The organism is Coriobacteriia bacterium (assembly GCA_030652115.1).
In the GTDB taxonomy this organism is placed as follows: domain Bacteria; phylum Actinomycetota; class Coriobacteriia; order Anaerosomatales; family Anaerosomataceae; genus UBA6100.
In genome coordinates this window covers 96,807-115,718 of sequence record JAUSBK010000010.1, presented here as the reverse complement: position 1 = coordinate 115,718, position 18,912 = coordinate 96,807, and the positions used below count along the sequence as shown (strand labels likewise).

Annotated in this window: 19 protein-coding genes; 1 reads left to right on the top strand and 18 read right to left on the bottom strand. The window is 67.4% G+C overall.

Features of this window, described 5'->3' with window-relative positions; genetic code table 11:
• The first annotated feature begins 47 nt into the window (after window positions 1-47).
• Window positions 48-680, top strand: a complete 633-nt coding sequence (gene lexA / locus Q7W51_08495; GenBank protein ID MDO8848407.1) for a transcriptional repressor LexA — start codon at window positions 48-50, stop codon at window positions 678-680.
• On the opposite strand, the gene hflX is transcribed toward lexA, so the two are convergent.
• From hflX to Q7W51_08405, 18 genes are all read right to left on the bottom strand, one after another.
• Window positions 677-1,975, bottom strand: a complete 1,299-nt coding sequence (gene hflX, locus Q7W51_08490) for a GTPase HflX (GenBank protein ID MDO8848406.1) — start codon at window positions 1,973-1,975, stop codon at window positions 677-679. The genes lexA and hflX overlap by 4 nt on opposite strands.
• A gap of 16 nt (window positions 1,976-1,991) precedes the next feature.
• Window positions 1,992-3,149 carry an LL-diaminopimelate aminotransferase gene (locus tag Q7W51_08485; protein ID MDO8848405.1) on the bottom strand — a complete coding sequence of 386 codons (1,158 nt, stop codon included), beginning with the start codon at window positions 3,147-3,149 and terminating at the stop codon, window positions 1,992-1,994.
• Between the two features lie 81 nt (window positions 3,150-3,230).
• Window positions 3,231-4,097 carry a diaminopimelate epimerase gene (gene dapF, locus Q7W51_08480; protein ID MDO8848404.1) on the bottom strand — a complete coding sequence of 289 codons (867 nt, stop codon included), beginning with the start codon at window positions 4,095-4,097 and terminating at the stop codon, window positions 3,231-3,233.
• 19 nt (window positions 4,098-4,116) lie between these two features.
• Window positions 4,117-5,049: a tRNA (adenosine(37)-N6)-dimethylallyltransferase MiaA gene (miaA, locus tag Q7W51_08475; GenBank protein MDO8848403.1), complete on the bottom strand. Its 933-nt coding sequence runs from the start codon at window positions 5,047-5,049 to the stop codon at window positions 4,117-4,119.
• A 6-nt stretch (window positions 5,050-5,055) separates the two neighbouring features.
• Window positions 5,056-6,429, bottom strand: coding sequence for an AmmeMemoRadiSam system protein A (amrA, locus tag Q7W51_08470; GenBank protein ID MDO8848402.1), 1,374 nt, complete (start codon window positions 6,427-6,429; stop codon window positions 5,056-5,058).
• A gap of 49 nt (window positions 6,430-6,478) precedes the next feature.
• A complete protein-coding gene (gene miaB, locus Q7W51_08465; protein ID MDO8848401.1) occupies window positions 6,479-7,813 on the bottom strand; it encodes a tRNA (N6-isopentenyl adenosine(37)-C2)-methylthiotransferase MiaB in 1,335 nt (444 codons plus the stop codon).
• Window positions 7,810-8,634, bottom strand: a complete 825-nt coding sequence (locus tag Q7W51_08460) for a PHP domain-containing protein (GenBank protein MDO8848400.1) — start codon at window positions 8,632-8,634, stop codon at window positions 7,810-7,812. Before Q7W51_08460 ends, miaB begins: the two co-directional genes overlap by 4 nt.
• Window positions 8,635-8,639: 5 nt before the next feature.
• A complete protein-coding gene (locus Q7W51_08455; protein MDO8848399.1) occupies window positions 8,640-8,915 on the bottom strand; it encodes a stage V sporulation protein S in 276 nt (91 codons plus the stop codon).
• 166 nt (window positions 8,916-9,081) lie between these two features.
• On the bottom strand, window positions 9,082-10,158 hold the full coding sequence (locus Q7W51_08450; GenBank protein ID MDO8848398.1) for an ATP-binding protein: 1,077 nt from the start codon (window positions 10,156-10,158) through the stop codon (window positions 9,082-9,084).
• A 100-nt stretch (window positions 10,159-10,258) separates the two neighbouring features.
• Entirely contained in the window at window positions 10,259-11,791 is a 1,533-nt protein-coding gene (rny, locus tag Q7W51_08445) for a ribonuclease Y (protein ID MDO8848397.1), read from the bottom strand.
• A gap of 297 nt (window positions 11,792-12,088) precedes the next feature.
• Entirely contained in the window at window positions 12,089-12,745 is a 657-nt protein-coding gene (locus Q7W51_08440) for a RecX family transcriptional regulator (protein MDO8848396.1), read from the bottom strand.
• A 3-nt stretch (window positions 12,746-12,748) separates the two neighbouring features.
• The gene (gene recA / locus Q7W51_08435; protein ID MDO8848395.1) at window positions 12,749-13,813 is read right to left on the bottom strand and encodes a recombinase RecA; all 1,065 of its coding nucleotides are present in this window, start codon (window positions 13,811-13,813) and stop codon (window positions 12,749-12,751) included.
• Window positions 13,814-13,895: 82 nt separating this feature from the next.
• Complete coding sequence (gene thpR / locus Q7W51_08430) at window positions 13,896-14,480, bottom strand: RNA 2',3'-cyclic phosphodiesterase (protein MDO8848394.1); 585 nt, start codon at window positions 14,478-14,480, stop codon at window positions 13,896-13,898.
• Window positions 14,481-14,484: 4 nt separating this feature from the next.
• Window positions 14,485-15,708: a nicotinamide-nucleotide amidohydrolase family protein gene (locus tag Q7W51_08425; protein ID MDO8848393.1), complete on the bottom strand. Its 1,224-nt coding sequence runs from the start codon at window positions 15,706-15,708 to the stop codon at window positions 14,485-14,487.
• Window position 15,709: 1 nt separating this feature from the next.
• Complete coding sequence (gene pgsA, locus Q7W51_08420; protein MDO8848392.1) at window positions 15,710-16,348, bottom strand: CDP-diacylglycerol--glycerol-3-phosphate 3-phosphatidyltransferase; 639 nt, start codon at window positions 16,346-16,348, stop codon at window positions 15,710-15,712.
• Complete coding sequence (rimO, locus tag Q7W51_08415; protein MDO8848391.1) at window positions 16,345-17,637, bottom strand: 30S ribosomal protein S12 methylthiotransferase RimO; 1,293 nt, start codon at window positions 17,635-17,637, stop codon at window positions 16,345-16,347. The genes pgsA and rimO overlap by 4 nt, the downstream gene beginning before the upstream one ends.
• 4 nt (window positions 17,638-17,641) lie before the next feature.
• Entirely contained in the window at window positions 17,642-18,139 is a 498-nt protein-coding gene (locus Q7W51_08410; GenBank protein ID MDO8848390.1) for a YajQ family cyclic di-GMP-binding protein, read from the bottom strand.
• Window positions 18,140-18,163: 24 nt separating this feature from the next.
• Window positions 18,164-18,904, bottom strand: coding sequence for a DUF4115 domain-containing protein (locus Q7W51_08405; protein ID MDO8848389.1), 741 nt, complete (start codon window positions 18,902-18,904; stop codon window positions 18,164-18,166).
• Between the last annotated feature and the right edge of the window lie 8 nt (window positions 18,905-18,912).

The following is an 18,912-nucleotide window of genomic DNA, read 5'->3' as shown; positions in this document are numbered from 1 at the left end:
GACGTACACTGATGCGCAGAACCCGTCCTTCAGCGCAGGGGGTCTCCATGGCATACAAGCGCGAGCTCACCGCGCGGCAGCGCGAGATACTGGACTTCATCCGTGCCGAGATCCACCGACGCGGGTTTCCGCCGTCGGTCCGGGAGATCGGTCAGGCGGTCGGGCTGTCCTCCTCGTCCACCGTTCACTCGCACCTGGCAGCGCTGGAGGCAAAGGGGCTGATCAGGCGCGACCCCTCGAAGCCGCGCGCGCTCGAGGTCCTGGATTACCGCGACACCGAGCGAGGTATCGACTACGAGCGTGTCCAGGCCGTTCCGCTCGTAGGACAGGTGGCTGCGGGCTCCCCGATCCTCGCGGCGGAGAACATCGAAGCCACCCTCCCCCTCCCCGCCTCATTCGCCGGCGAGGAGACGTTCATCCTGCGCGTCAAAGGCGAGAGCATGATCGAAGCCGGCATTCTGGACGGCGACTTCGTGGTGGTGCGCCAGCAGCAGACCGCCACCAACGGCGACATCGTCGTGGCCATGCTCGATGAAGGGGCCACGGTCAAGCGCTTCTTCCGTGAGGGAGATCGCGTCCGTCTTCAGCCGGAGAATCGCAGCATGGACCCCATCTTCGCGGACGAGCACGTCGACTTCGCGATCCTCGGCAAGGTCGTCGCGCTCTTCCGAAGGATCTAGCCGCTCTCCCGGTCCGTGGCGAATGCGTCGAAGTGCGACGCGATCTCCGCAGGTGCTACGAGTGCGAGCAGCGTTCCCTCGGCAGTGTGCTCCTCCGAGAGTATGTGCGCCGCGTCGTGTGCGAGACGCACGAGATCGCCCCGATCGTAGGGTACGAGCACTCTGAGGTGCTGGCCCCCTTGTGCGGCGAGCACGGACATCCGCTGAAGCAGCGCATCGAGACCCTCGCCCGTGGCCGCAGCGATCACGACCGCTCCAGGCAGCGAGGCGAGGTGCTCCTGCTCGGAGGGCGTGAGCATGTCGGCCTTGTTGTAGGCGACCAGCTGCGGCTTGGCCGAGGTGCCCAGCTCCTCAAGAACCACTCGGACGGCCTCGATCTGCGCCAATGCGTTCGGGTGCGAGGCATCCACGACGTGCAGCAGCAGGTCGGCCTCGCGAACCTCGTCGAGCGTGGACTTGAACGCTTCCACGAGACCGTGCGGCAACTTGTTGATGAACCCGACGGTGTCGGTGAGGGTCACTTCGCGGCCGTCCGGGAGGCTCAGCTTCCGTGTGGTAGCGTCGAGGGTGGCGAAGAGCTGGTCTTGCACGAGAACGCCGGCGTCGGTGAGGGCGTTCAGTAGTGTCGACTTCCCTGCGTTCGTGTAGCCCACCAGCGCGATACGGAAGACCCCGGACCGTGCCCGTGAGGTGCGCTGGATGTCGCGGGCGCGAGCGACGGTCTTGAGTTCGCGCTTGAGCTCGGAGATGCGCTTGCGCGTAAGACGCCGGTCGCTCTCGAGCTGGGACTCACCGGCACCGAAGCGCGCTCCCTTGCCGCCTCCGAGGCGTTCGGCCTCGAGGTGGCCCCACATCCCGCGCAGTCGTGGCAGAAGGTACTCGAGTCTCGCAAGCTCGACCTGCAGTTTACCCTCATGGCTGATCGCGTGAAGCGCGAAGATGTCGAGTATGAGCTGCGTGCGGTCGATCACGCGCACCTGCGGGAGCAGCCCCTCGAGGTTCGCCTGCTGGCTCGGCGTCAGGTCGTCATCGAAGATGATGACGGTAGCACGCTCGGCCTGAGCGACCGAGTCGACCTCCTCGGCCTTGCCGGCCCCGATGAACGTGCGCGGATTCGGCCGGTCCATGCGCTGGGTGATGGTGCCAACGACCGTCGCTCCGGCGGTATCGGCCAGCCGTCCGAGTTCCGCGAGGTCGTCCTCGAGCGTCCAGCCGTCGGAGCGGGAACGGTCGATGCCGACGAGGACGGCACGCTCGCCGGCATCGTTGATGACCTCGTAGGTATCGCGGGACATGCTTTGCAGGTACTCCTTAGAGGGCGGTCTTCATGCGCTCGAGCGCTTCGGCCAGACGGTGGTCGGGCGTGGCGAGCGAGATGCGGATGTAGCCTTCGCCATCAGGACCGTAGGCGCTGCCGTGCGGCACGATGACGCCCGCCTTGTCGAGCACGAGGCTGGCGTACTCGGCCGAGGTGTAGCCCTCCGGAATGCGCGCCCACACGTAGATCGTGCCGGCAGATACCCGGGCGCTCAGGCCTATCTCGGGAAGCGCGGCGAGGACCACGTCGCGGCGACGCTGATAGACCTCACGCATGTTCGCGACATCGTCCTGCGCGCCGAGCATGGCCTCGATGGCCGCGTCCTGCACGGCGGTGAAGATGCCGGAGTCGATGTTGCTCTTCACGGTCCCGAGCGCCTTGATGGCCTCGGCGTTTCCGCACGCGAACGCAACACGCCAGCCGGTCATGTTGTACGCCTTGGAGCAGCTGAAGAGCTCGATGGCCACGTCGCGCGCGCCCGGGCGCTCGAGCAGGCTCGGCGGCAGGTAGCCGTCGAAGCCGATCTCGGAGTACGCGTTGTCGTGTACGAGCAGTAGGTCGTGCTGCTTGGCGAACGCGATCGCACGGTCGAAGTACTCGACCGGGGCCGCGACGGCCGCAGGGTTGTTGGGGTAGCTGATGAACATCATCCTGGCCTTGGCGAGCACGTCGGCCGGCGTGGATTCGAAGTCGGCCAGCCAGTCGTTCCCGTCGTTCATCGGCATGTAGTGGGTCTCGCCGCCGATGAGCACGCCGCCGGTCGAGTAGACCGGGTAGCCCACGCCGGGCACGAGGGTGTAGTCGCCCACGTTGATGAAGGCTGGGAAGAGATGCGCGATGCCTTCTTTGGACCCGATGAGCGCGAGGACCTCCGTATCGGGGTTCAGTTCGACGCCGAAGCGGCGGTTCATCCACTCGGCGCAGGCCTCGCGGTACGGCTTGGAGCCGGCATACGCGGGGTACTGGTGGTTCCTGGGGACGGTGATCGCTGTGGCCATCGCGTCAACGATGCGCTGCGGGGTCGGCATGTCGGGATCCCCGATGCCGAGTGAGATGACGTCCACGCCTTCGGCGACCTTGATGGCCTTCTTGCGGTCGATCTCGGCGAACAGGTAGGGCGGCAGGTTGGCCATGCGGTCTGCGATCCTCAACGTACGTCATCCCTTTCGTCTGGTGCGATGGTTTCTGGACATGGTAGCAGAGCGCGCAGCGGCTTCACGGGTGTGGTGGCCCTAGGCGTCGTCTTCGGGGAGTTCGATCGAGCCGGTGAACGACACGGCCGCCGAGCCGGTCATGTAGACGTGTTCGTTCTCGTGCCAGCGGATGGTGAGGTCTCCGCCGGGCAGTTCGATCGTCGCGTCCCGGCCGATCCGGCATGACAGCGTGCCGGCCACGGTCACCGCGCACGCACCCGTGCCGCAGGCCAGCGTCTCCCCCACCCCCCGCTCCCAGACCCGCACCCTGATGGTGGACTCGCTCACGAACTGCGCGAACTCGACGTTCGTGCCTTCTGGGAAGAGCTCGTGCTGGGCGAGGAAGGGGCCGATAGACTCGACCGGAGCGGTCTCCACATCGTCGACCCAGGTGACCACGTGCGGATTGCCCATGTTCACAGCAGTGACATTCAGTACTCCCGCAGGCGTCTCGATCGGGCACTCGTAGACCTGTACGCCCTCCAGGAGCGTGGGGATGTCCGCGGGCGCGAGCTTGGGGACGCCCATGTCCACCGTCGCCAAATCCATCGTGCCGTCTTCGGCACGGCTGAAGTTCACCGGACGCAGCCCGCCGAGCGTTTCGATCACGAGCGATGAGGCCTCCGAGGCGACGAGGCCGTGGTCCACGACGTACTTGGCGAAGCAACGAGCCCCGTTGCCGCACATCTGTGCGAGCGAGCCGTCGGCGTTGAAGTAGTGCATCGCGAAATCGGCGTCGGGGCTGACCGCGCGTCGCACGAGGATGAGGCCGTCGGCGCCGATGCCGAAGTGACGGTCGCAGAACCAGGCGACTGCCTCGGCGGACATGTCGAGCGTGCCGTCCAGATCCTCGATCATGATGAAGTCGTTGCCGAGCCCGTTCATCTTGACGAATTCGAGCTGCACGGGTGGGTCCTCCTCGCCGCTAGCGTTTGGCCGATTCTAGCAGGTCGAGCAGCACGGTACCGGCGGCGTCAGGCGACAGTCCGGTGACGTCAAGCCATTCGATTCGCGAATCCGCGCGGAACCAAGTGAGCTGACGCTTCGCGTACCGCCTCGACGCCCGCTTGATCTGTGCGATCGCCTCTGCGAGCGGCATCTGGCCCTCGGCAACCGGCACGAGCTCCTTGTAGCCGATCGCCTGTGCGGCCGTGAGCGCGGCGCGATAGCCCTCTGCGAGCAGGGAATCGACCTCGGCCTGCAGACCCGCCGCGATCATCGCGTCGACCCGCGCGTCGATCCGTTCGTAGAGCGTCGGGCGGTCCATCGTGAGGCCGAAGAACCGCGCTTCCGGATAGTGGCCCGTGCGTGCGGCGAAACCGGATGCCTGGTCCGCGTACGAACGACCCTCGGCGAGCATCTCGAGCGCGCGTACCGTGCGTCGCACGTTGTTGGGATGGATGAGCGCTGCCGAGGGCGGATCGAGCCGTGCAAGCTCCGCGTGAAGCGCCGCGGCCCCGAGCAGCTGCGCACGCTCTTCGAGAGCGCGTCGGGTGTCACTCCCGAGTTCGCCGGACGGGAACTCGAACTCGTCCAAGGCTGCGCGCACGTAAAGCCCCGTGCCGCCGACGACCACCGGAACCGCCCCGCGGGCGAGGATCTCTTCGATCGAGGCGCGCGCGTCACGCTGGTAGCGCGCCGCCGAGTACAGCTCGCCGGGATCGACGAGGTCGAGGCAGTGATGGGGCACCCGGCGTTCGGCGGGCGGCGTCTTGGCCGTGCCGATGTCCATGCGGCGGTACACCTGCATGGAGTCCGCGTTCACGACCTCGCCGCCGAGGCGCAGCGCGACAACCTCGGCGATGGCGCTCTTGCCGACGCCCGTGGGACCGACGATCGCGATGGGGTGCGGAGTGATCACCCGCTAATGGTAGCGGTCGACGCGGAACCGTTCGAGGTGGATGTTCTCGTGAGGGCCGATGCCGGCCTTCTGGCAGGCGATCGCGATCTGGTCCTCGGCCGTATCCACGCCGTCGAGGTCCGGAAGCAGCAGGCCGCGTCGCCAGTCGGCCGTGACGATCACGCCCGAGACGCGAGGATCGAGTTCCTCGATCGTGGCGGGTTCGGCGGGCTGAAGGACGTCGACCGAGATCTCGAGGTCGGCGAGCTCGTCTGCCTCGAGCGGTGGGAAGCGGGGATCGGCCGTGGCCGCCTGGATGGCGTTGTGGAGGATCTCCCCGGCGAGCGTCGGCTGCGTTGGGGCCACCGTGCCGATGCAGCCACGGAGCATGCCGCCGCGGTGAAGGCTCACGAATGCGCCGTGCCGCGATGCCAGCAGCCCTTCGGCGGCAGGCGCGGCGATGACGCGGCGCTCACGGACGTACACCTCGATGGTGCGGCGCGCGAGAGAGACCGGCTCGGACTCCTCGGCCCCGGGCATACCGCCCTTGCGGCCTACGTCGGGCGTGGCGAGGCTCGCGAGCAACTCGGGAGTTGCGGCGATCGCGGTGAGGTAGCCGACCCCCCATGGCCCCTCGTACGCAAGCACACGAGTGTGGACCTCGCTTCCCTCGAGGAATCCGCCGAGCGCGATGAACGAGCGGAGTCCGCACTCCCCTGCCGCCTCGATGAGTCCCGGTTCGAGGGACTCGAGCTCACGGAACCGGCCGGCCGAAAGGATGCGAACGAGCTCGGCGTCGAACTCGGCGCCTCGCGGGGAGTAGCCGGCCGGCGCATCGCGTGTGAGCCGGTGGCTGCAGTCGCCGCTTGCGACAAAGGCGACTTTCCTGCCGAGGCGGTCTGCCGCGCGTCGGATCGCCGCGCCGAGCGCGCGATGGTCGGGAAGCGGAAGGAACGCGAGCGAGATCACAACCAGCGGGTATCGGCCCGCGCGGTCGAGGAAGCTCAGCGGCACGAGCGCGCCGTGGTCGAGGACGCCGGCATCCAGCAGCGGGCTCACCGAACGCGGGATCACGGGGATGCTCGCGGCTGCCGCCTCCTCGACGATCGCGGCGGCGAGCGCAGGGTCGCCCGGAGGCTCGATGTTCACGCCGCCGGCACCGAACTGGCCCAAGTCGCCCTCGAGCCGCTCGCTCGTGTCGATGACGAAGGCATCTCGCGTGAGCGGTGCATGCGGGGACATCAGGACGATCACGTCAGGGGCGAAGGTGTGGAGTGCGCGTGCAGCGAGTGCCATGGCGTTCGCCGAGTCCTCGGTGACCTCCGCGCGTGCGCCTCCGACCTCGGGCACCATGATGGGCGGATGCGGAGCGATGATGCCGAGTACGGACGAGTCCACTGTGCTCACCTCCCGGGACACCGTGTGCATTCCCGCGCGAGCGAGGAGGCTAACGTAAGGGGGTAGTGAACTCGCCGGTGAGAAACCACGGATGAGCCGAGACGATGCGGACGTCCCGCACGCTACCCGCATACTCTCCTGCGCGTGACCCCGGCGGCAGCGGTACGTGCACGAGGCGGTTGTGCGGCGTCCGCGCGGCGAGGACCGTGGCCTCGCGCTTGGAGGCGCCCTCCACGAGGCATGCGCGCACGGCGCCGACCTCGCGCTCGTTGGCGGCGAAGGAGAGCGTGCGCACGAGCAACGCGAGACGGTCGAAACGCTCCTGCGCGACATCGCGGGGCACGGTGTCGGGAAGCGACGCGGCAGGGGTCCCCTCGCGACGCGAGTAGATGAACGTGAAGGCATGATCGAACCCGACCGCCTCGACCAAGTCGAGCGTCATCTGAAAGTCGTCCTCGGTCTCCCCGGGGAAGCCGACGATGATGTCGGTCGAGAGTGCGATGTCGGGCACGGCAGCCCGAACGGCGGCGATTCGCGCAAGGTACTGCTCGGCCGTGTACCTGCGGTTCATGGCCTCGAGCATCCGGTCCGAGCCGTGCTGCACCGGCAGATGCAGGAACGACATCATGGCCGGGATCCCGGCCATCGCGGCGATCGTCTCGTCCGAGAGGTCCTTCGGGTGGCTCGTCGCAAACCGGATCCGCCGAATGCCCGTTGCCGCGACCGCATGGAGTAGTGCGGCGAAGCGGGGTTCTCCGTACCGGTCGCGCCCGTAGGAGTTCACGTTCTGGCCCAGCAGCGTGATCTCCACGACTCCGTCGGTCACCAGGCGCTCTACCTCGGCGACGATGTCTTCGAGCGCGCGGCTGCGCTCCGCGCCGCGGACCGTCGGCACGATGCAGTACGCGCAGTGGTTGTCGCAGCCCACCGTGATGGACACCCACGCGTGCCACGGATGCTCGCGGGCCTGCGGAAGATCGCTCGCGAACCCCTCTCCCGCCTCCAGAACGCTCACGGCCGGCCGGCCTGCCTCGGCAGCCTCGAGCAACGAGGGGAGTTCGTGGATGTTGTGCGTGCCGAAGACGACATCCACGTGAGGCGCATGTTTGAGGACTGCGGCGCCGTCGCGCTGGCCCACGCATCCGCCGACCGCGATGAGCACGTCGGGCCGGCCTCCCGTCTTCAGGGCCTTCAAGGACGAGACCTGCCCGTAGAGGCGGTCGTCGGCGGTCTCCCGGACGCAACACGTGTTGAAGACGATGACGTCGGCCGTCTCGGGGTCCGGAGCGGGTACGAGCCCCATGGCAGCAAGCAGGCCGGCGATGCGCTCGGAGTCGTGCTTGTTCATCTGGCATCCGAAGGTCCGCACGAAGTACGTCTTCATCGGGGCTGCCTCCGCGCACGGTCGAGGTCGTCGACCACGTGGAGCGGCACATCCATACAGCCGAGGCGGTCGCCGACCCGATCGAGCCCGTGGAAGTCGGAGCCGCCTGTCGCGATCAGCCCGAGCGTTGCGGCCATCGCCGCATAGCGCTCCTGTGCGACGGCATCGTGGGACGGGTGGTACGCCTCGATTCCGGCGAGTCCCGCGTGAACGAGGGACGGCACGAGGTCGTCAACGCCGCTCAGGCCCGGATGCGCGAGGACCGCGACGCCGCCGGCTTCGCGCACCCACCCGATGAGCTCCTCGGGATCGAGGACCGGCTTGGGAACGTAGTAGGGCGCGGTCTTGCCGAGGAGGGTGCTGAACGCCTCGGCCACGGACGAGACCTGTCCGGTGGTCACGAGCAGCTGTGCGATGTGGGCGCGACCGATGGATCCTCCGTCAGCTGCGTGGAGCACGTCGGCGACGGAGATCGAGAATCCGTCGCGGGCGAGCGCGTAGACGATGCGCTCAGCGCGCTCGAGGCGCGTGGCACGGAGCTGCGCGAGCCTCTCTGCGAGTCGCGGATCGGCGTGGTCGATGTGATAGCCGAGGATGTGCACCCCGCGATCGCCATGTCCTGCCGAGAGTTCGACGCCGGGTATCACCGTGAGCGGGAGGTGCTCGGCTGCCGCATGCGCTTCGGCGACGCCGCTCACGGTGTCGTGGTCAGTGAGCGCTATCGCGGGGCAGCCGACCTCGAGTGCGAGTGAGACGAGTTGGGCCGGCGAGCGCGTGCCATCGGACGCGGTGGAATGCAGATGGAGGTCAGGGCCGGGCATGGAGCTCAGGGGCGATGCGGCTGGCGCGGCTCCACGAGGAGACGGATCGCGGTGCGCTCCTCGCCGTTGATCTCGATGTCGGCGAATGCGGGGGTACAGATGAGGTCGTATCCCATCGGCGCAACGAAGCCGCGCGCGATGGCGATCGCCTTGATGGCCTGGTTGAGCGCGCCTGCGCCGACGATCTGGATTTCGACGACGCCCTGCTCGCGAATGACGCCGGCGAGCGCTCCTGCAACGGAGTTGGGGCTGGACTTGGTGGAAACCTTAAGCACTTCCACGGTGACGGCGCCTCCTGTGCTGTGATGCTGAACTGTGTCTGGTGCTCTATCCGCTGGTGTGACGGGAGTGCAGATGCTGGTGCAACCGCTGGAGGCGGTGTGGTACGGAGTATAGCGCATGAGCACCGCTCAACGCATCATCCGGGTGTCCACAGCGAGGTGCGGGTCAGTCGTCCTTCTCGACCGGGAAACGCACGCTGATCGTGTCCCGGCCCACCGTGATCTTCGGCTCGCCCTTGAGGTTGAGGTAGTAGCGCTCGGCGAGGATGTCGAACGCGCGCGACAGCTCCTGTTTGAACGCCGCAAGGTCGCCGTGGTGGATGTGAAGCGAGCGGCGGTCCCGGTAGATGTCGGGGCCGGGCTTGGCCTCCGGCTCCTCCTCGGCGGTGAGCTGTGCGAGCACCGGCTCGAGCGGCGCAAGATCCGCAGCGAGGACGCGGTGCGCGGTGCGCTCGGAGACCGAAAGGCCGATGGCCGCAGCGACCTCTTCGAGCTCGGCCGCATCGGCGCAGGCTGCAGGCCGTTGCCAGACCACGAGGCGCTCGAGATCGTCGCAGAACATGAGGTCGGCGGTCTCGAGGTGCTCCCGGCCGAGTGCGTAGAGCGTGGCGAGCACCTCGGTGGGCGTGCCGACGTAGAGCTCGAGTTCGGGGTGCTCGCAGGCGAACTCGACCAGCCGGCGCACGATGTTGTGCGGGCCGCGGGTCACGTGCGGCGAGCCGGTCTCGTCGAACTCGACGACCGGCCATGTGGACTGGTCCGTGCGCTCGGTGAGTTCGCCCGTGTCGGCAAGCACGGTCACCGCGGCGCCCTTGTGCGGCGCGGAGGCGACGACGCGTGCCTCTTTGACGTTCTCGCGGACCGAGAAGAGCGCCATGCCGCGGCCGTGGACGCCCCACCGGTCCATCACCATGGTCTCGAGCTTTGAGGTGACACGCGGCTCGAAGATCGTGTCCTGCAGGGCTACGGGGATGCCGATCCCGTCGTCGAGCATGGTGAGGCTGCGGGTGGCGCCGTCCCGGGTCGTAGCGACGAAGATCCGCTGCGCGTGAGCGTCACGCGCGTTGCGCAGGAGCTCGATGACGACGTCCTCGAAGCTCTGGATATCGTGCTTCGCCTGGCGGCGTTCGGCCTCGGGCACGCGCAGACGCACGTACCCGTCGCCGAGCGACTCCTCGACTTTGAGGTAGCCGTCACCGGAGACCGTGTTGACGAAATCTATGAGTGGGTCGTGTTCAGTCATCTCATCTTCCAGCGTGCCACGGGAGCGGCTGGTTCTCAAGACCGAGGGGACCGCAAGCGGTCCCCTCGGGGCAGTGCACGTTCAGCAGGCCGTGGCGACACTACTTGGCGTAGTCGATGGCACGGCTCTCCCGGATGATCATGACCTTGATCTGGCCGGGGTACTGAAGCTCCTCTTCGATCTGCTTCGCAAGGTCACGCGCCATGAGCGTGGCCTCGGCGTCGGTGATCTCCTCGGGCTTGACCATGACGCGGATCTCGCGGCCGGCCTGCATCGCGTAGGACTTCTCCACGCCCTTGTGGGCCTCGGCCAGCGCCTCGAGCTTCTCCAGGCGCTTGATGTAGCTCTCGAGCGTCTCGCGACGAGCGCCCGGTCGGGCCGCCGAGATGGCGTCGGCGGCCTGCACGATGACGGCTTCCACCGTCTGCGGCTCCACGTCGCCGTGGTGCGCCTCGATGCAGTGGACGACCTCCTTGTTCTCGCCGAGCCGGCGAGCAAGGTCGGCGCCGATGACCGCGTGCGGTCCTTCGATCTCGTGGTCGATCGCCTTGCCGAGGTCGTGGAGGAGACCGGCACGCTTGGCAAGCGTCGGATCGAGTCCGAGCTCGGCAGCCATGACGCCCGAGAGATACGAGACCTCGAGCGAGTGGTTGAGCACATTCTGCCCGTAGCTGGTGCGGTACTTGAGCCGGCCGAGGGTGCGAACGATGTCGCTGTGGAGGTTGTGCACGCCGGCGTCGAAGACGGCCTGCTCGCCCGCTTCGTGAACCTGCTGGTCCACGAGCGCCTCGGCCTTCTTGAACATCTCCTCGATGCGCGCCGGGTGGATGCGGCCGTCGGCGATGAGGTTCTCGAGCGTGATGCGCCCGACCTCACGCCGCACCGGGTCGAAGCTCGAGAGGATGACCGCCTCGGGCGTGTCGTCGATGATGAGGTTGATGCCGGTCAGCTGCTCGAAGGCGCGGATGTTGCGGCCTTCGCGACCGATGATGCGTCCCTTGAGGTCGTCGCTCGGGATGTGGACCACCGAGACGGTGGACTCCGCGGTGTGATCCGCGGCGACCCGGCCGATGGCGATCCCGATGATGTTGCGGGCCTTGCGGTCCGCCTCCTCGCGGGCGCGCTGTTCCGCTTCGCGGATGACGATCGCCGCGTCGTGGCTTACGTCCTGCTTGATGCGGTCGAGCAGGACGGTCTTCGCCTGATCAGAGGACATGCCCGCGAGCGCCTCAAGGCGGGACTTCTCCTCGGCGATCGCTTCGTCGAGCTCCTGTTCGCGCTTGGTGATCTGTCCAGCCTGACTCGACAGCTGGTGTTCGCGTTTGTCGAGCGATTCGGCGCGGCGCTCGATGGACTCCTCGCGCTGGATCAGACGTCCCTCCATCGCGGTGATGTCCTTGCGACGCTCCTTGCCCTCCTCTTCGGACTGAGCCTTGAGGTGGAAGATCTCGTCCTTCGCTTCGAGCAGCATCTCCTTCTTCATCGTCTCGGCTTGCTTTTCAGCGTCGGCGAGCACGCGCTCCGCGAGCTGTCGCGCCTGATCGGCCTTACCGGATACGACGAAGCGATTGATGACGAAGCCGAGGACGACGCCGGCTGCGAGGCCGAGCACTAGTGCGTAAATCCAGCCCATGAGGCGCCCCTCCCTTACCTTGAACATCGGTATTCGTCTATGTCAGCGGCTCTTGTGACGCGAAAGCGCCGAACGACGAATCGCCCGGCGCATGAGATCGACGTATGTGGATTTCTATTCGCATATGCACGACGAACCGCCCCGGGAGGGCGGTAGCGTGCTTGATAGCTGAAGAACCACACACGACGCGGCCACCGCGAGCGGTGCCGCATCGATCACATTTGCCGCGCTCATGGTACTCGCGCGCCCCGTGTTTCGTCAAGCAAGGTAGCGGCTCTGAGCAGCACAAACGGCGTGCTAAGTGCCGTCCTCTGGGGGCGATTCATCAAGGATCGCAGTGAGCGTGTCCCGTGCGGCGCGAAGAGCGACCGACTGCGAGAAGCCGCGGCGGATGAGGCGTGCCGCGAGTCGATCCACCGTGTCGTTGGGGCGTACGAGCGACCGTGCACGCACCCGGGCGCGCTGGTCCTCGCCGTCGTCGGGCGCCAGTTCCTCGAGGGCGCTCAGTGCGAGTTCCGGAGCAATCCCACGCGCCGACAGTTCGCGCAGCGCACGAGATCGCCCGTAACCGCGGGCCTGGATCAGGGCGCGAGCGTAAGACTCGGCGAAACGCTCGTCGTCCACGAGCCCCGTCCTGAGGAGGTCTTCCGTGATGAGGCTCGCCACATCTTCCGGATACCCGTCGTCGCTCAGGCGTTTGGTGATCTCGAAGGAGCTCCGCTCCCGGTACATCAGGAGTCGCAGCGCGCGTTCGCGAGCACGTACCGGGGCGATTGAGGCAATCCGCTCCGTCAGCTCGGACGTGTCGACGACGTCGTCCTCACGCAAGTCGAGGTCCCGAAGGACCTCGACTGGCAGCGTGGTCCACTCGTCCCCATCGAGGTACAGAGTCCTTCGACGGGAGCCGCGTCCGTGCTGACGGATGCCGGTGACAACAGCGGATCGAGGATCCACGATCTAGTCCTCCTGCGCGTCCTCCCCGGCGGGTGCATCGGTCTTTGCCGGCGCGGCAGGTGTGACATAGCCGTTGACGGGAAGACCGAGGTGGTCGCGAATCTGCACTTCGATGGCGTCACGCAGGTCCGAGTGCTCGCGCAGGAAGTCCTTGGCGGCTTCCCTGCCCTGGCCGAGCCTCTCCTCGCCGTACGTGTACCAGGCGCCCGACTTCTGGACGAGCCCCTCTTCCACGCCGAGGTCGAGGAGACTCCCCTCCTTCGAGATGCCCTGCCCGAACATGATGTCGAACTCGGCCTGGCGGAACGGCGGAGCGACCTTGTTCTTGACGACTTTGGCACGAACGCGGTTGCCGACGTTGTCCGTACCCTGCTTGATGGAGTCGATCCTGCGGATGTCGATGCGGATCGAAGCGTAGAACTTCAGCGCGCGGCCGCCCGACGTGGTCTCGGGGCTTCCGAACATCACGCCGACTTTCTCGCGCAACTGGTTGATGAAGATGCAGGTCGTGTTCGACTTGCTCAGCGAGCCGGCAAGCTTGCGCATGGCCTGGCTCATCAACCTCGCCTGAAGACCGACTGTCACGTCGCCCATCTCACCCTCTAGTTCAGCTCGAGGCACGAGTGCAGCGACGGAGTCGACCACGATGACGTCGATGGCGCCAGAGCGCACGAGCATGTCGGTGATCTCGAGCGCCTGCTCACCGGTGTCCGGCTGGGAGATGAGGATGTCGTCGATGTCCACGCCCAGACGGGCGGCATAGGCGGGATCGAGCGCATGCTCGGCGTCGATGAAGGCCGCGACACCACCGGCGGCCTGCGCTTCAGCGATGATCTGCAGCGCGAGCGTGGTCTTGCCCGATGACTCGGGACCGTAGATCTCGACGATGCGCCCACGAGGCACGCCGCCGATCCCCAGTGCGGCGTCGAGCGCCAGCGAACCGGTGGGGATCGAATCCATGACCTGGAGGGCGGCATGCTCGCCGAGGCGCATCAGGGAACCCTTGCCGAACTTGCGCTCGATCTGCTCCCTGGTGAGATCGAGTACCTTCTCCTTCTCGCGTTCCATGTGTGAGATCCCGCTCCTTATCGCGTCTGTGCGACCCCCTGAAGGCTGACACGAACCTACACGAACATACGTTCGATGTCAATCACCCTCCGAATGGGACGATCGCGAGTTCTTCGTAGACCGGGCCACGTGGTGTGAGCACCGACGAGAAGAGCGTAACCTCCCGCACTGACACGCACGCGGAGCGTTCGTCCGCGCGGCTGAGAACGTGCTCCACGGCGTCGAGGGCCTCGGTGCTGACACGCCTCGGACGGCGCGCCCTGCAAAGCGTCACATGGGCCTTGAACGCCCGGCCTTCGGGCTCGAACTCAAGGAACGACGTGGCGGCTGCGATGCGCTCGGCAAGCATCGATGTCTCGTCGTGCGGCGCTTCGGGCGCGACCCAGACGAGTGAGGCGGAGCGCGGCCGGGGCACGGCCCGGACGAGGCCGAGCCGAAGCCTATACGGCTCGAGGTCCTCGATCGCCGAGCGGACCGACCGGGTGATGAGCGGCAGGACAGGCTCGGGAACCGAGCCGAGGAAGCGAAGGGTGATGTGGAGGTTGGGTTCGGCGACCCACTTCTCGCCCCGCCACTCGGGGTCGGCGGCCACAAACGCCTCTCGGCATGAAGCGAGCGTGGATCGTACGGCGATCGGTAGCGCGATGGCGAGGAACGTACGAGGCACGCCCCTACCCTTCCGCGAGGTCTCGACGCAGCGCGTCGAGCGCGACGATCACGGCCCTGCGCCGAACGGCGGCCCGATCGCCGGGGAGATGATGCGAGATCGCTCTCACGCGGCCATCAGCGTGCGCGACCGCGAACCATACGAGGCCCACCGGCTTGTCCGGGGTCCCGCCCTCAGGACCGGCGATGCCGGTGACAGCCACCGAGATCGTGGAGCCCGGCAGCGAGAGCGCTCCTTCGGCCATTGCGCGCGCGGTCTCCTCGCTCACCGCCCCGAACTGGGCCAGCAGGCCCGCCGGCACCCCGAGCGCCTCCATCTTGACCTCGTTCGCGTACGCCACCACGCCGCCGGCGAACGCCGAGGAGGACCCGGCCACGTCGGTGAGCGCCGAGGCGACCATGCCGCCGGTGCAGGACTCGGCCGTGACGATGTGCTCGCCCGCGCCGATGGCCAGGCGCACGATGGTCTCGGCGAGCGATGAGCCGTCAGCCGAGTAGCAGCGGTCGCCGAGCGCGCGCAGGGCGGCTCGGGTGGCTGCGGGCAGGTCGGAGGCGTCGCCGTCTTTCGGGAAGAGCACGACCTCCACGTCGGCAGGTGCGGCGAGGAGTGTGAGGTCGACTACGAAGGGCGCGATTGCGGGTTGCACGAGGCGCTGGGCGTCGGACTCGGTGATGCCCGTGCACCGGAGCCGCTCGGGGGGCGTCACGGGAGTGCGCGCCGCGAGGTAGCCCTCCAAGAGCGGCCGCATCTCCCCCGGCGGGCCCGGCAGCAGCACCAGCGTGGCGCCGCCCACGGTCACGGCCTGCCCGGGGGCGCTCCCCGTGCGGGCCGGAAGCACCGTGGCGCCTTCGATCACGTCGGCCTGGCGGAGCATGTCTTTGCGCGCTTCGGCGTTCGTGTGGCGCGCCGCCATGGCCCGCAACGACACCGCGATCGTCTCGTCGCGGTGAAGTGACCGTCCGAGCGCACGAGCGGCCGCCTCGCGGGTGATGTCGTCGTGAGTGGGTCCGAGGCCGCCTGTGACCACTACGAGGTCGCAGGAGTCCAGGAGCGCCTTCACGGCGGCCTCGATCGCCGCCATGTCGTCGGGAACCGAGCGGATCTCGTGCACGACGTAGCCGGCCGCGTTGAGCGCCCGGGCGATCTCGGTGGAGTTGGTGTCCTGCCGCAGCCCGGTCGTGAGCTCCGTGCCCACGGTAACGACCGCTGCAGCAGGAAGCGGCGCCATCTCAGGCGCCCCGCGACTGGTCACGGTCCCACGGACCGGTGAGGATGTCCCGAGCGTGGTAGAGGTAGTCCACCATCGAGTAGATCGTCATGAGGACTGCCGCTGCCATGATGGCCCACGCAAGCCCGCCGAAGGCCGCCATGCCCCCGCTGCCGAAGAGGTCGCGCAGGAACGTGCTGTCCTTGAGCAGGAAGCCGGAGATCGCGATGATCTGCAGCACCGTCTTGGACTTGCCGAGATTGGACGCGGCGATCACACGGCCCTCGGCCACCGCGACCATCCTGAGGCCGCTCACCACCAGCTCGCGACTGATGATCACGAGCGCGATCCAGGAGGGCAGTCGGTCGAGGTCCACGAGCGCCACGAGCGCTGCGGTGACCAGCAGCTTGTCGGCGAGCGGATCGATGAACTTGCCGAAGGTGGTGACCTGGTTGCGGGTGCGCGCGATGTAGCCATCAACTGCGTCAGTTGCAGCAAGCGTGATGAAGATGAGCGCGGCGATCCAGGGCTGCGCTATGCGCCACCACTCCGGCGCAGTCAGCCACTCGGGAATCTCGCCGAGGAGCACGACCAGGAAGACCGGTATGAGGACCATACGCGCGATCGTGATCCTGTTGGCGAGGTTCATGTTGCGGATCATAGCGGGCCCCCGATCAGATCGTAGCCTGCAGCATCGATGATACGCACATCGGCGAACTCCCCGACAGGGAGTTCCGCCTCCAGTACGGTGATGCCGTCCACGTCGGGCGCCTGGCCGCAGGTCCGCCCGACGAGTTCGCCCTCCTCGACGCTCTCGACCAAGACCCGCTGCACGCTCCCGACGAGAGCCGCCGCGCGCTCGAAACCGGTCTCGTCGGCCACGTCACGAAGCCGCTGGGCGCGCTCCAACCTGACCTGCTCGGGTACCTCGCCAGCCAACGAGGCCGCTGGCGTGCCCTCCTCGGCGCTGAACCCGAAGACGCCGACGAAGTCGAACGCCGCCTCGGCGATGAACCGCTCGAGTTCGGCCGCATCGGCGTCGGTCTCGCCTGGGAAGCCCGCCATCACCGTCGTGCGCAGGACCACGTCGGGCATGACCGCACGGATGCGCTCGAGGAGGGCGAGGTGACGCTCCGGGCTGCCCGTGCGCCCCATCGCCTCCAGCACGGTGGCCGAGGCGTGCTGCAGCGGGATATCGAGGTAGCGGCAGACGCGCCGGCTTTCGGCGATGACCGAGAGGAGCCGGTCGGTGACGCCGTCGGGCTGCAGGTACATCAGGCGGATGCGGAAGTCACCCTCGAGAGCGTCGATGCGCTTCACGAGCGCCGGGAGGTCCTCGCCGGAGGCAAGGTCGGTGCCGTAGCTCGCGATGTCCTGGCCCACGAGCACGAGCTCGCGCGCCCCGCCTGCGATGAGCAGTGAGGCCTCCTCGAGCACGCGCTCCACGGGGTCCGAGACGAATGCGCCGCGGATCGCCGGGATGGTGCAGTACGCGCAGCGCCGGTCGCACCCTTCGCTCACCTTGAGGTAGGCGGTGGCGCTGCCAGCGGTCCGCGAAGGACCCGGGGTGGCTTCGGCGGCCGTGCCGAGAAGGCTCTCCAGCACGCGGAGCACGGAGTGCTCGTCGGCCACCGGCAGGAACGCATCGACCTCGGGCATCGCATCGGCGAGCTCGGGGCCGTAGCGCGACACCATGCATCCGGCGACGACGAGCGCGCGGCCTGCGCGAGCGGGCCGCCACTCCCCTGCCAGCGTAAGCGCCTCGGCGATCGACTCCTCAGTGGCCGGCTGTATGAACGCGCAGGTGTTGAGCACGACCACGTCGGCGTCGTCCGGTTCATCGACAAGCCGATATGCCGAGGATGCGACGAGCGCGGCCATGCGGTCGGAATCGACCTCGTTCTTTGGGCAGCCGAGGGTGACGAAGGCTATCGCCGGTGCGGGGGACACACTGCTACCGGTAGTTCACGAACTGGATCGGGATCTCGTAGTCGCGCTCCTTGAGGAAGCCGATGACGGCCTGGAGCTCGTCTCTGCTGGCGCTGAAGACACGCACCTTGTCGCCCTCGATCTGGACCTTGACCTTGAACTTCTCGTCGCGGATCTCTTTGTTGATGCGGCGCGCGATGTCCGCTTCGATGCCGTTCACGACCGTACCGACGCGGCGCGAGCTGCCGCCGGAAGCGGCCTCGATCTTGGCCCACGAAACAGCCGCAAGGTCGATGGTGCGCCGGACGAGCTTCGAGTCGAGCACGTCCTTCACCTGGCCGAGAACGAAGTCACTCGGCGCGGCGAGCGAGATCGTTCCGGCCGTACGGTCGAACGTGACGGTGGAGCCGCTGTCCTTGAGATCGTAGCGCTGGGTCAGCTCCTTAACGGTCTGCTGAACGGCGTTGTCGACCTCCTGCAGGTCCACCTGTGAGACGACGTCGAAGCTCTGGTCCTTGGCCATGGGTCCTCCTGTACGGGGATAGGGTCACTCGGTATCGGGCGTGAGGGTGAGCTCGGTGATGCCTTCGGCGGCCGGCGTCACCACAACGGGCTGACCGTCGCGCGTGAGCGTCACAGCTGCGGGTTTGCCGATGCGGACGACTGCCGAGCCCGTGACGGTCCATATCTTGGACTCGCCGCCGGGCATCGTGCCCTCGTAGGCGATCATGTCGTCCACGCGCACCTGCAGCCACGACGACTGGCCATCGGCGATCTCGACTTTGAGGATGAACGCACCTTCGGTGACGGCATCGGTCACCGCCTCCGAGACGGCGTTCTCGGTTGTGGCTGGCGCGGTGGAGGTCGTCTCCGGCGCGATGGGCGGCGGCGTTTCGTCGCGCGACATGAGCGCCGAGATGCCCCAGGCGATGAGCGCGACCACGAGCACGGCGACCGCGATCGCGATCCACGCCTGTTTCGGGATGTCGTGCACGTCGAGGCGGTGCGGCACCACCGTGCGTTCGGGGATGCGGCGCAGCGGGATGTGCTCCGGCTGCACGCTGATGTCGCGCATGTATTCGGCCAAGAGCGGCTCGGGATCCGCGCCGAGGAACTGGGCATAGTTGCGAATGTAGCCGCGGACGTACACCGGATCGGGCAACTCGTCCCAGCGGTTGTTCTCGAGTGCCGAGAGCATCCGCCCCATGATCTTGGTGGCGTTCTCGAGGTCCGGCAGTGTCTTGCCGCGTTCGCGCCTGAGCGCCGAGAGCTTCTCGCCTACAGGCATGGAGCACC